Raw genomic sequence first — 12,619 nt, forward strand, 5'->3', positions numbered from 1 at the left:
TTCGCGAGCAGGCTCGCTCCCACACTGACCGCGCTCGACTCTGAATATGCACTGACACAAGAGGTTCCATGCCCAACCGCCCGCCTCTCGACGCCATCACCGCCCGCTGGTTGCCGTGGGTCGTCGCCATTGCGTTCTTCATGCAGTCCCTCGACGGGACCATCCTCAATACCGCGCTGCCGGCCATGGCCAGCGATCTGGCCGAAGACCCGTTGCGCATGCAGGGCGTGATCATCGCCTACATGCTTACCGTGGCCCTGCTGATCCCGGCCTCTGGCTGGATCGCCGACCGCTTCGGCACCAAGAAAATCTTCTTCGGCGCGATTCTGCTGTTCAGCTTCGGCTCGTTGCTCTGCGCGTTATCCAGCAGCCTGAGCATGCTTATCGGCGCACGGGTGATCCAGGGCCTCGGCGGTGCGCTGATGTTGCCGGTCGGGCGGCTGGTGGTGCTGCGTGCGTACCCGCGCTCGGAACTGGTGCGGATCATGGGTTTCATCACCATTCCCGGCCTGCTCGGCCCGCTGATCGGCCCGACCATGGGCGGCTGGATGGTGGAATACGTGACGTGGCACTGGATCTTCCTGATCAATCTGCCGGTCGGGGTGATCGGCTGTTATGCGGTGTGGAAGTTCATTCCCGACCTGCGCGGCACGGAGCGCACCCGCTTCGATAGCCTCGGCTTTCTGCTGTTCGGCGCAGCGATGATCCTCATCACCATCGCCATGGAAGGTCTTGGCGAACTGCACCTGCCGCACCTGCGGGTGATGCTGCTGCTGTTCGCCGGCATGGCCTGTCTGGCGGCGTACTGGCTGCGCGCCGGGCATATCGAGAATCCGCTGTTTGCGCCTTCGCTGTTCAAGACCCGCACGTTCGCCGTGGGCATTCTCGGCAACCTGTTCGCGCGACTGGGCAGCGGTGCTCTGCCATTTCTGGTTCCGCTGCTGTTGCAAGTGGCGTTGGGCTATTCGCCGTCGCAAGCCGGGATGAGCATGTTGCCGCTGGCCGCTGCGGCGATGGTCGCCAAGTGGGTCGCGCGGCCGCTGATCGAACGCCTCGGCTATCGCATCGTGCTCACCGGCAACACCCTGGCGTTGGGGATCATGCTGGCGAGCATGGGCCTGGTCAGCGAGCAGACGCCGTACTGGCTGCTGCTATGCCTGCTGGCGGTGCTGGGGGCAATCAACTCGCTGCAATTCACCGCGATGAATACGGTGACGCTGATCGACCTCGACGATGCCAGCGCCAGCAGCGGCAACAGTCTGCTGTCGGTGGTCGCGCAATTGTCGCTGAGCCTCGGCGTGGCCTGCGCCGGCGCGCTGCTCGGCGGCTTCACTGCGAAGGTCGGCAACGATGGCGTGGAAACCGTACTCGGTGCGTTCCAGCTGACCTTCGTCACGGTCGGCGTGATGGCGATGCTGGCGGCGACGATCTTCTCGCAACTGTCGAAGGAAGACGGGCGCCGGGCGAAACGTCCACAAGAACACATCGAACACTGATTCTGCTGAAGGAGTTCTTTGACTTCTGTGGCGAGGGGATTTATCCCCGCTGGGTTGCGCAGCAGCCCCAAAAAGGTTGGATGCGGTCAGCCTGATGAATCGAGGTGGCAGGTATTGGGGGTGCTGCGCACCCCATCGGGGATAAATCCCCTCGCCACAGATAAATCCCCTCGCCACAGGTAATCCCTGCCTCGGGTTCAATCGCTGTTCGTCCAGAACTGTCGAGGAAACCGGCACGGGGCTGCTACACTGCGCGACATTTTGTTTTGCAGGCCAGTCCCGTGACCACCATCGCCACCGCTTTTAATACTCTGCCGCTGTCCGCCGCCATGCTGGCTAACCTCGAATCACTCGGTTATGCCCAGATGACGCCGATCCAGGCGCAGAGCTTGCCGGTGATCCTCAAGGGGATGGACCTGATCGCCCAGGCCAAGACCGGCAGCGGCAAGACCGCCGCGTTCGGCATCGGCCTGCTCAACCCGATCAACCCGCGCTACTTCGGGTGCCAGGCGCTGGTGATCTGCCCGACCCGTGAGCTGGCCGACCAGGTGGCCAAGGAAGTCCGCCGTCTGGCCCGCGCCGAAGACAACATCAAGGTCCTGACCTTGTGCGGCGGCGTCTCGTTCGGCCCGCAGATCGCTTCGCTGGAGCACGGCGCGCACATCATCGTCGGCACCCCGGGGCGCATTCAGCAGCATTTGCGCAAGGGTTCGCTGGTGCTCGATGGCCTGAACACGCTGATCCTCGACGAAGCCGACCGCATGCTCGACATGGGCTTCTACGACGCGATCGAAGACATCATCATCAAGACCCCGGAGCGCCGGCAGACTCTGCTGTTCTCCGCGACCTACCCGGTGGGCATCAAGCAACTGGCCTCGAAATTCATGCGCGATCCGCAGACCGTCAAGGCTGAAGCCTTCCACGACGACACGCAGATCGAGCAGCGCTTCTACGAGATTTCCCCGGAAGAGCGCATGAGCGCGGTGACCAAAGTCCTGCACCACTTCCGTCCGGCGTCCTGCGTGGCGTTCTGCTTCACCAAGCAGCAAGTGCAGGAAACCGTCGATCACCTGACCGCCAAAGGCATTTCCGCTGTTGGCCTGCACGGCGATCTGGAACAGCGTGACCGCGATCAGGTGCTGGCAATGTTCGCCAACCGCAGCACCTCGGTGCTGGTTGCCACCGACGTCGCGGCCCGTGGTCTGGATATCGATGCGCTGGACATGGTGATCAACGTCGAGCTGGCGCGCGATTCGGAAATCCACATCCACCGCGTTGGCCGTACCGGTCGTGCCGGCGAGAAAGGCATCGCCATCAGCCTGGTCGCGCCGTCCGAAGCTCATCGTGCGCAAGCCATCGAACAACTGCAGAAAGCGCCGCTGAACTGGGATCAGATCGACAACCTCAAGTCCCAGGGCCTGGCGCCGCTGCAACCGCCGATGACCACCCTGTGCATCGGCGCTGGCCGCAAAGACAAAGTGCGCCCGGGCGACATTCTTGGCGCACTGACCGGCGAAGCGGGCATTCCCGGTGCGCAGGTCGGCAAGATCGCCATCTTCGATTTCCAGGCCTACGTCGCTGTCGAGCGCACCGTGGCCATGCAGGCCTTGCAGCGCCTGAACGACGGCAAGATCAAGGGCCGCTCGTTGCGCGTGCGTATTCTGTAAGCGATCTTCCATCCATAGGAGATCCCCTGTGGGAGCGAGCCTGCTCGCGAATGCAATCTGTCAGTCGACATCATTGTTGAATGACACAACGCTTTCGCGAGCAGGCTCGCTCCCACAGTTTGTTTTGTAGCGACCCACCAAGAGGACACCGTTTTGCGCTCTACCGAAGTCGTGATCATTGGCGCTGGCGCGGCCGGCTTAATGTGTGCCCTGACCGCCGCCGGGCGCGGGCGTCAGGTGTTGCTGCTCGACCACGCGAACAAGGCCGGCAAGAAAATCCTCATGTCCGGCGGCGGTCGCTGCAATTTCACCAACATGTACACCGAACCGAGCAATTTCCTCTCGCAGAATCCGCATTTCTGCAAATCGGCGCTGGCGCGTTACACCCAGTGGGATTTCATCGGTCTGGTGGGCAAGCACGGTGTGCCGTACCACGAGAAGAAACTCGGCCAACTGTTTTGCGATAACAAGTCCAGCGACATCCTCGGCATGCTGCTTGATGAATGCGATCAGGCCGGCGTCGAGCTGCACCTGGACACCTCGATCCAGACCATCGAAAAAACCGACAGCGGCTACCTGCTCGACACCACCCTCGGTCAGGTCCAGTGCCAATCGTTGGTGATCGCCACCGGCGGCCTGTCGATTCCGACCCTGGGCGCTACCGGTTTCGGTTACCAGGTCGCCAAACAGTTCGGCCATGAACTGCTGCCGACCCGCGCCGGGCTGGTGCCGTTCACCATCACCGACCAGCTGAAGGAGTTGTGCACAGAGCTGTCCGGCACCTCGGTGGATTGTCTGGTCAGCTGCAACGAACAGAGCTTTCGCGAGAACATCCTGTTCACCCATCGTGGCCTCAGTGGCCCGGCGATCTTGCAGATCAGTTCGTTCTGGGAGCCCGGCGACACGGTGGAGATCAACCTGCTGCCGGATCACGACGCCGCGAGCTGGTTGCAACAGCAAGTCGCTGAACGCCCGAACAGCGAGTTGAAAACTTTGCTTGGCGAGATCTTCACCAAGAAGATGGCCAATCTGCTGGCGGACAACTGGTTTGTCTCCAAACCGATGAAGCAGTACACCCACGCCGAACTGGCGGAGATTGCCGAGAAGCTCGGCAGTTGGAAGGTTGTGCCGGCGGGAACTGAAGGCTATCGCACGGCTGAGGTGACTCTGGGTGGCGTCGACACCCGCGAGGTGTCGTCCAAGACCATGGAATCGCTGAAAAGCCCGGGCCTGTACTTTATTGGGGAAGTGCTCGACGTCACTGGGCATCTGGGCGGCTTCAATTTCCAGTGGGCCTGGGCCTCCGGTTACGCCGCCGCGCAGTACGCTTAACTCAAGGCCAAATAAAAAACCCTGTGGGAGCGAGCCTGCTCGCGAATGCGGTGTACCAGTCGACATCAATGTTGAATGACACTCCGCTTTCGCGAGCAGGCTCGCTCCCACAATGGTTTGTGGTGTAAGTAAAAGGAACACTTTTTGCTGTCAGATGTGCTCGGCGCCATTGCGTCGGCGTCATTACTGGCTCAATTTAGCGGCATCGCCTCGGAAGGCCTTCGCACTTCATGTCCTCGACCTCGTTTCGTCAGTCTTTGCGGCGCCTGTGGGCGCTGGATAAATTCAGCTACAGCGTGCGGGTATTCATCGCCCTGACCGGCAGCATGGCGCTGTGCTGGTATCAGGATGAAATGGGCCTGCTGATCCCGTTGTTCCTCGGCATCATCGCCAGCGCCCTGGCCGAGACCGACGACAGTTGGCAGGGTCGTCTCAACGCCCTCGCGGTGACACTGGTGTGTTTCAGCATCGCCGCGCTGTCGGTGGAATTGCTGTTTCCCTACCCGATCATTTTCGCCGTGGCCCTGGCACTGGCCAGTTTCGGCCTGACCATGCTCGGTGCGCTGGGCGAGCGCTACGGTGCGATCGCCTCGGCGACGCTGATTCTGTCGGTGTACACAATGATCGGCGTTGATCAGCGCGGCGGCGCGGTCACTGATTTCTGGCACGAACCGATGCTGCTGGTCGCTGGTGCGGCGTGGTACGGCCTGCTCTCGGTGCTGTGGCAGGCGCTGTTTTCCAATCAACCGGTGCAGCAGAGCCTGGCGCGGCTGTTCCGCGAGCTGGGCCTTTATCTGAAGCTGAAATCTTCGCTGTTCGAGCCGATCCGGCAGATGGATGTCGAAGCCCGGCGGCTCGAACTGGCGCAGCAGAATGGCCGGGTGGTCGCCGCCCTGAACACGGCCAAGGAAATCATCCTGCATCGGGTCGGCAACGGTCGACCCGGCTCGAAAGTCAGCCGTTATCTGAAGCTGTATTTCCTCGCGCAGGACATTCACGAACGCGCCAGCTCTTCGCACTATCCTTACAACGCGCTGGCCGAGGCGTTCTTCCACAGCGACGTGCTGTTCCGCTGCCAGCGCCTGCTGCGCCAGCAAGGCAAGGCCTGCCGGGCGTTGGCCGAATCGATCCAGATGCGCCAGCCGTTCATCTATGACGCCAGTTTCGCCGAAGCCCTGAACGACCTGCATGCCTCCCTCGAACATTTACGCATCCAGAGCAACCCGGCATGGCGCGGCCTGCTGCGCTCGCTGCGCGCCTTGGCGGCCAACCTCGGCACCCTCGACCGACTGCTCAGCGATGCCAGCAACCCCGATGCCCTGGCGGACGCCACCGACAGCAGCCTGCTCGACCGCTCACCGCGTAATCTCAAGGACGTGTGGATTCGCCTGCGTACGCAACTGACGCCGACCTCGCTGCTGTTCCGCCATGCCCTGCGCCTACCGCTGGCACTGAGCATCGGCTACGGCATGGTGCACCTGATCCACCCGTCGCAAGGCTACTGGATCATCCTCACCACGCTGTTCGTCTGCCAGCCGAACTACGGCGCGACCCGGCGCAAACTCGGCCAGCGGATCATCGGCACGGCCATTGGCCTGACGGTGGCCTGGGCGCTGTTCGATCTGTTCCCCAACCCGGTGGTGCAATCGTGCTTCGCCATCGCTGCCGGTGTGGTGTTCTTTACCAACCGCACCACCCGCTACACCCTGGCAACGGCGGCGATCACGATCATGGTGCTGTTCTGCTTCAATCAGGTCGGCGATGGCTACGGGCTGTTCCTGCCACGGCTGTTCGATACCCTGCTGGGCAGCCTGATCGCAGGTCTGGCGGTGTTCCTGTTCCTGCCGGACTGGCAGGGTCGGCGCCTGAACAAAGTGCTGGCCAACACCCTGACCTGCAACAGCATCTACCTGCGCCAGATCATGCAGCAATACGCCGCCGGCAAAAGCGATGACCTCGCTTATCGCCTGGCCCGACGCAACGCCCATAACGCTGACGCGGCGCTGTCGACGACACTGGCGAACATGCTCATGGAGCCGGGGCATTTCCGTAAGGAGGCGGATGTCGGCTTCCGCTTCCTGGTGCTATCGCACACGTTGCTCAGCTATTTGTCAGGGCTCGGCGCGCACCGTGAAACACAGTTGCCAGCGGAGGTGCGCGAGCATTTGATCGAAGGCGCCGGGGTGAAACTGGCGACCAGCATCGACGAAATCGCCCAAGGCCTGGCGAGCAAGCAGCCGATTGCGATTCAGAGTGATGACGAGGAAGCGCTGGCCAATGAGCTGGAGCAGATGCCGGACGAGATTGATGAGGGGCAGCGACTGGTGCAGACACAATTGGCGCTGATTTGCCGGCAGTTGGGGCCGCTTCGGACGTTGGCGGCGCATTTGATCAAGGACACTGCCGAAATCAGCGGCGCCTGAGACGACGCGTTCGCGAGCAGGCTCGCTCCCACAGGGTATGCATTTCAAATTGTGGGAGCGAGCCTGCTCGCGAAGAGGTCATCAGCCACAAAGAAATTGCCGGATCACCCTTCACATTCCATGCCGCCGCAATAACTTCTCATAAGTCCCGTCAGCCTTCATCGCCTCGATCGCACGATCAAACCCGGCGACGATCTGCTCATGCTGCGGGTTCTTCAGACTGACCAGAATATGCAGGCTGTTCTCACTCAACGGCTTGGGTAAAAACTCCACCGAATTGCGTACCTTGGCCGATTCCCGTGCCAGGTAATACTTGGCCACGTACTCATCCTCCAGGGTCAGCTTGACCCGGTCCGCCGCGAGCATGCGCACGCCCATGGCGAAGTTGTGCACAGGGACTTTCTGCATCGCCGTATCGGCATCGAAAGGTGCGGAATAGGCGTACCCGCGCACCACGGCAATCGGGTAAGTGTGCAGTTGCTCGAGGTTGCTGTAGTCGATGGGTGCGTCTTTGCGCTTGAGGAAGCGGATGCGGTTGATCAGGTACTCACCGGAAAACTGACCGATCTGTGTGCGTTCGTCGTTGTACCAGGCGTTGACCAGTACGTCGTAACGCCCCTCGCCAATCCCCAGCAATGCTCGCGCCCACGGCACTTGTTCGTAACCGCTGGCATAACCGGCGCGAGCCAGTGCGGTGCTGACAATGTCGGTGGCCAGTCCACCGTTGACCAGTGCATCGTCGGTAAACGGCGGCCAATTATCGAACGCCAGCCGCAGCTTCTGCGCCGCAGCATCCTGGCCCAGCACCAGCAGTCCGATCAAAGCAACGGCTTGAAGCAATCGCAGCATGCTTGAACATCCTCAGCGGGCAACCGCCCGACGTGGTTTCACGTCAAAACCAAAGGCCCCTTACCGGCAAAACCCAAGCATTGAACATTAGCTCATGGGAACCAGTGCGCAGTGCTCTTGAGCAGATTACACAAAGTCTCGGCGGCCGCGAGAAAGGAATGGTGGCATTTTGACCTTTATCACAGACTGTTGCGCCATACAGACATATGGCGCAGCTGCGCTTAGTATCGGGCGACATGGTCAAGGAATCGAAAAATGACAATCGAGTGGATCTGCAAACATCATCGCGATTTGGGCAAAGAGCAGTTGTACGCCTCGTTGAAGCTGCGCTCTGATGTATTCGTGGTCGAACAGAAATGCGCCTACCCGGATCTCGACGGCCAGGATCTGGAGGGCGATACCCATCACCTGATGGGTTGGGAGGATGATCAGTTGATGGCTTACCTGCGCCTGCTGGATCCGGAATCCCAGGGCGGCGACGTGGTGATTGGCCGCGTGGTGACCGCGCCCGCCGGCCGTGGCAAAGGGTTGGGCCACGCGATGATGGAACAGGCGCTGAGACAGGCCGAAAAGCACTGGCCGCAGGTGCCGATCTATTTGTCAGCGCAGGCGCATCTGCAGGGGTATTACGGCAAGTACGGGTTTGTCGTGGTGGGTGAGGAATATCTTGAGGATGACATTCCACACATCGGCATGCGTCGTTCTTGAGGGCCTCATCGCTGGCAAGCCAGCTCCCACAGGTTCATCGCTCGTTCACGAAAACCGTGTTCGCTGGAGATCCCTGTGGGAGCTGGCTTGCCAGCGATTGCGTCAGTTCAGGCGCCGCAGGAATCAGGGGTATTCCAGCACCGCTTTTATCTGCCGCAAATTGCGCTCGATCCATCCGCGATCAATCGCTCCCCACTCACGAATCCGATAGCGCCCGGCATGATTGCGTGCGCCCTCTTCCTGTTCGAACTCGCAGATGATGTCCAGATCAGCCAGCGCGGCAATCGTGTCCTGCGCCGTGCGTCGCGGCATGCCAGTGACTTCGGTCAGCGTCGGCACACTCGGCGCCAGGCCGCTATCGATGAGATAAGCCACGTACAAACGGCGATAGAAACTGCTTTTGGTCTTGCTGACGTCCATCCACACCTTCCTGATTGGTCAAGCCTGCATATCCCGCCACGTCAGGTACACACGCAGATCGAACTCGATCTGGTGATACCCCGGCAGCATGTGCTCGCACAGTTTATAGAACGCCTTGTTGTGATCCGATTCCTTGAAGTGCGCCAGCTCGTGCACCACGATCATCTTCAGAAAATCCGGCGCGGCGTCCTTGAACAGCGCGGCGATGCGGATTTCCTTGTTGGCCTTGAGCTTGCCGCCCTGCACCCGTGACACCGTGGTGTGCAGACCGAGCGCGCGGTGGGTCAGGTCGAGGCGGTTGTCGAACAGCACTTTGTCGATCGCCGGCGCATTACGCATGTACTGCTGCTTGAGATCCAGCGCGTAGCTGTACAAGGCCTTGTCGCTCTGCACGTCGTGTCGCCCTGAATAGCGCTGATTCAGGTATTCACCCAGACGCCCATCGGCAATCAGTTGGCGCACCTGATCCTGCAATTGCGCGGGGTAGGCCTGGAGGTACTTCAACACAGTCATGGACAAGCGACGCGGTTCGAAAAAGGTCCGCCAGTGTAGCGAATTCAACCGGGCAGCGCGCTCCAGTCAAACGGCTCGACGAAGCTGACCGCGTCTTCGGCGATCAACGGCCGCGCGACGAGGAAGCCCTGCACGTATTCGCAGCCATGGGCTTGCAGCCACTGATATTGCTCGAGGGTTTCCACTCCTTCGGCGATCACCAGCAGACCGTATTGCTTGCACAGGTCGATGACCATGCGCACCAGCGCCGCATCACGTGGCGAGTCCGGCAGGCGCGCGATCAAGTGGCGGTCGAGCTTCAGCGTGTCCAGTTCCAGATCGCGCAGATGCGCCAGCGAGCACGGCCCCGAACCAAAATCATCCAGCGCCACGCGCACCCCGAGATGACGCAGCAGCCGCAGTTGCTTGCGGGTTTCGTCCGGGTCTTGCATCAACGCTTCTTCGGTGACTTCGACTTCCAGTTGCCGCGGTTGCAGCGCATGGCGTTCCATGACTTGACGCAATTCAGTGACCAGATTCGGCAGGCCGAACTGGGTATTGCTCAGGCTCACGCCGAGCACCAGATCTTCAGCGAACAAGGTTTCCCAGGCTTTGCGCTGACCGGCGCCACGGTGATAGATCCAGCTGCCGAGGCGACTGATCAAGCGCGCCTCTTCCAGCAACGGCAGAAACAACCCCGGCGGCACATCGCCGACGCTCGGATGCTGCCAGCGCAGCAACGCTTCGAACCCACGGATCTGTCCGCTGCCGATCGCCACCTGCGGCTGATAGACCAGATTGAAATCGCGATTCTCGATGGCCTCGCGCACGCTGTCTTCCAGCATCAGACGCGAGCGTGCGCGGCCGTTCATTTCAGGGTCATAGAAACGATATTGCTGACGCCCGGCGCGCTTGGCCTCGTACATAGCGATGTCCGAGGCGCGCAGCAAGCCGTCCAGATTGCGCCCGCAGTCAGGATAGGTGGCGATGCCGATACTGGCGCCAAGAACGATATCCAGACCTTCGATCTGCTGACACACCGATACCCGTTCGATGAGTTTTTCGGCAATCTTCGCCGCTTGCTCGGGGAATTCCAGATCCAGCAGCGCGGTGAATTCATCGCCGCCCATGCGCGCGAGAATATCGAACGGCCGCAGGCACGCTTTCAATTGCTCGGAAACCCAGCGCAACACGCGGTCGCCGGCATCGTGACCGAGAGAATCATTGACCCGCTTGAAGCCATCGAGATCGAGGTAGAGCAGCACCCAGCTGCTGTCGCTGCGCTCGCCGCGCAACAGCAGGTTTTCGACGGTCTGGTAGAACCCGCGCCGGTTGAGCAGCCCGGTCAGCGGATCGGTTACCGCCTGGAATTCCAGTTGCTGGTGCAAGTGACGCACCACCGACATGTCCAGCACCGTCACCACCATCGCATGCTGCTCCGAGGACAGCGGCGCACAGGACAATGCCACCGGCACTTGCTGTCCGGGCGCCGTGCGCAGCAACGCATCGTGCAGACGCAGGGTTTCACCGCGCTGGTAGCCGGCGTAGAACTCGGAATCGGCCCACAGGGGAATGTGTGGCTTCTGCAGGAAATCGAGAAACTCCTTGCCTTGCAGATCCTTCACCGGCGCATTGAGCAACCGCGAAATCGCCGGGTTGGCGAAGCGGATCACGCCGTCCTCGCTCAACACCAGAATGCCTTCGGCGGCGTTGTCCAGCACTGAGGCATTGAAGGCGCGCGCCACTTCCAGGTCATGACTCAGGCGTTGCAAGGCACGGCGATTGCGCTGGTGCTCGAGCAGCGCCTGGACCTTGGGCTTGAGGATTTGCGGATCGAACGGCTTGAACAGGTAATCCACCGCGCCGCTGGCATAGCCTTTGATCACGGCGTCCTGAGATTGCTCGTTGGCGGTGAGGAAAATGATCGGCGTCAGGCGCGTACGCTGGCTGCCGCGCATCAACCGTGCGACCTCGAAACCGTCCATGCCGGGCATCTGCACATCAAGCAGGACCAGGTCGATGTCGTGTTCGAGCAAAAGGTTCAGCGCCTCGAAACCGGAGGCGGCGGTCATCACGTGCCAATCCTGACGCTGCAGCAAAGCGCGCATGCTGATCAGATTTTCGGGGTAATCATCGACGATCAAAAGGACCGAGCTGCCTTCACCTGGCTGGGGTTGCGCGCATTCCATGCTGCTTCTCTTATCGGGACCGGTTGCCGGCAAAACCATAGACGTACTGAGCCTTCACTCTAGACGCGGATCAGTGAAAGCAGAAGCTGTCATCCCGCCATCATTTAAACAATGCTCAACCCAGCCGACTAACGGTCACCGCTACAGCCCCCGAAAACCGGGCGGGATGGCATTTCGACAGGATGTTGACGTCAAGTAATCGCCGGGCGGGCATTAACAAAAATTGCCGCTACGCTTATAAAGACGCCCGAAAACGCGCGGGCTAGAGCTTCTGGCACCGGCGTTCCGGATGAATTGATTGGAAGAACCGTCATGATCGACCTCGCAACCTGGAACCTCAGCGTTCCTGTTGGCAGCCCGCCGTACACCGTCGAAACCTCGAAACTGGTGGATGGCTTCAAGGATCAGTACTTCCATTCCGACACCGGCACCCTGTTCTTCTGGTCCCCGGTGACTGGCTCGAAAACCGAAAACGCCATCTACCCGCGTACCGAACTGCGCGAAACCTACAGCAACGGCACCCTGCGCAACTGGTACTACCCGGACGCCGACAACCTGCTGCGCGCCACCCTCGCGGTGAACAAGGTGCCGAGCTCGGGCAAGATCGTCATTGGCCAGATCCACGCGTACGAAAGCCAGCGGCCGATGGTCAAGCTCGAATATCAGTACAAGGAAAAAACCCAGACCGGCAATCTGGTGATCAAAGTGCGCATGCGCCCGGACGACGCCGAAAGCCGCGTCATCACCCTCGCCACCGGCGTCAAGCTTGATCGCGAATTCAACTATCTCATCCACTTGAGCCCCGGCGGTGCGCTGGGCGTGAGTGCGGCGGGCTATCAGTGGGACTCCCAGATCAGCGCGACCTGGCGCGACAAGCCGCTGTACTTCAAGGCCGGCGTGTATGTGCAGGACAACACCGGCTATACCAGTGAAGGTGGGCAGGTGACGTTTACCAAACTGGATATTGATCACGACAAGTAGCTAGCCGCCAAAATGACAAACAACCCATAACTTGCAGACCACACTCGCTCCAATTGTAGGAG

10 protein-coding genes are annotated in these 12,619 nt (G+C 60.7%); 6 read left to right on the forward strand and 4 right to left on the reverse strand.

The window, feature by feature from the left end:
* Positions 1-68: 68 nt before the first annotated feature.
* From mdtD to yccS, 4 genes are all read left to right on the forward strand, one after another.
* Entirely contained in the window at positions 69-1,496 is a 1,428-nt protein-coding gene (mdtD, locus tag NF676_RS25130) for a multidrug transporter subunit MdtD (RefSeq protein WP_056786508.1), read from the forward strand.
* A 281-nt stretch (positions 1,497-1,777) separates the two neighbouring features.
* A complete protein-coding gene (dbpA, locus tag NF676_RS25135) occupies positions 1,778-3,163 on the forward strand; it encodes an ATP-dependent RNA helicase DbpA (RefSeq protein WP_024014613.1) in 1,386 nt (461 codons plus the stop codon).
* A 153-nt stretch (positions 3,164-3,316) separates the two neighbouring features.
* Positions 3,317-4,495, forward strand: a complete 1,179-nt coding sequence (locus NF676_RS25140) for a BaiN/RdsA family NAD(P)/FAD-dependent oxidoreductase (RefSeq protein WP_133335982.1) — start codon at positions 3,317-3,319, stop codon at positions 4,493-4,495.
* 230 nt (positions 4,496-4,725) lie between these two features.
* Entirely contained in the window at positions 4,726-6,918 is a 2,193-nt protein-coding gene (gene yccS, locus NF676_RS25150; protein ID WP_252868403.1) for a YccS family putative transporter, read from the forward strand.
* Positions 6,919-7,029: 111 nt separating this feature from the next.
* On the opposite strand, the gene NF676_RS25155 is transcribed toward yccS, so the two are convergent.
* Positions 7,030-7,767 carry a substrate-binding periplasmic protein gene (locus NF676_RS25155; RefSeq protein ID WP_041476775.1) on the reverse strand — a complete coding sequence of 246 codons (738 nt, stop codon included), beginning with the start codon at positions 7,765-7,767 and terminating at the stop codon, positions 7,030-7,032.
* A 255-nt stretch (positions 7,768-8,022) separates the two neighbouring features.
* On the opposite strand from NF676_RS25155, the gene NF676_RS25160 reads away from it, so the two are divergent.
* Positions 8,023-8,475, forward strand: coding sequence for a GNAT family N-acetyltransferase (locus NF676_RS25160; RefSeq protein ID WP_252886917.1), 453 nt, complete (start codon positions 8,023-8,025; stop codon positions 8,473-8,475).
* 123 nt (positions 8,476-8,598) lie between these two features.
* On the opposite strand, the gene NF676_RS25165 is transcribed toward NF676_RS25160, so the two are convergent.
* Genes NF676_RS25165 through NF676_RS25175 form a run of 3 tightly spaced genes read right to left on the reverse strand, consistent with a single transcriptional unit; the run spans position 8,599 to position 11,576 of the window.
* Positions 8,599-8,895: a winged helix-turn-helix domain-containing protein gene (locus NF676_RS25165; protein WP_016772794.1), complete on the reverse strand. Its 297-nt coding sequence runs from the start codon at positions 8,893-8,895 to the stop codon at positions 8,599-8,601.
* An 18-nt stretch (positions 8,896-8,913) separates the two neighbouring features.
* Complete coding sequence (locus NF676_RS25170; protein WP_252886918.1) at positions 8,914-9,408, reverse strand: YgjP-like metallopeptidase domain-containing protein; 495 nt, start codon at positions 9,406-9,408, stop codon at positions 8,914-8,916.
* A 44-nt stretch (positions 9,409-9,452) separates the two neighbouring features.
* A complete protein-coding gene (locus tag NF676_RS25175; protein ID WP_095181357.1) occupies positions 9,453-11,576 on the reverse strand; it encodes a putative bifunctional diguanylate cyclase/phosphodiesterase in 2,124 nt (707 codons plus the stop codon).
* 312 nt (positions 11,577-11,888) lie between these two features.
* Between NF676_RS25175 and NF676_RS25180 the strand changes: the two genes are divergently transcribed.
* Entirely contained in the window at positions 11,889-12,557 is a 669-nt protein-coding gene (locus NF676_RS25180) for a polysaccharide lyase family 7 protein (protein ID WP_016772792.1), read from the forward strand.
* Positions 12,558-12,619: the final 62 nt, after the last annotated feature.

It is taken from the genome of Pseudomonas siliginis, assembly GCF_024072275.1.
Lineage (GTDB): Bacteria > Pseudomonadota > Gammaproteobacteria > Pseudomonadales > Pseudomonadaceae > Aquipseudomonas > Aquipseudomonas siliginis.

Coding starts and splice junctions, on each gene's coding strand:
- mdtD (WP_056786508.1), top strand. CDS start 69: ATGCCCAACCGCCCGCCTCTCGACGCCATCACCGCCCGCTGGTTGCCG.
- yccS (WP_252868403.1), top strand. CDS start 4,726: ATGTCCTCGACCTCGTTTCGTCAGTCTTTGCGGCGCCTGTGGGCGCTG.
- NF676_RS25155 (WP_041476775.1), bottom strand. CDS start 7,767: ATGCTGCGATTGCTTCAAGCCGTTGCTTTGATCGGACTGCTGGTGCTG.
- NF676_RS25160 (WP_252886917.1), top strand. CDS start 8,023: ATGACAATCGAGTGGATCTGCAAACATCATCGCGATTTGGGCAAAGAG.
- NF676_RS25165 (WP_016772794.1), bottom strand. CDS start 8,895: ATGGACGTCAGCAAGACCAAAAGCAGTTTCTATCGCCGTTTGTACGTG.
- NF676_RS25170 (WP_252886918.1), bottom strand. CDS start 9,408: ATGACTGTGTTGAAGTACCTCCAGGCCTACCCCGCGCAATTGCAGGAT.
- NF676_RS25175 (WP_095181357.1), bottom strand. CDS start 11,576: ATGGAATGCGCGCAACCCCAGCCAGGTGAAGGCAGCTCGGTCCTTTTG.
- NF676_RS25180 (WP_016772792.1), top strand. CDS start 11,889: ATGATCGACCTCGCAACCTGGAACCTCAGCGTTCCTGTTGGCAGCCCG.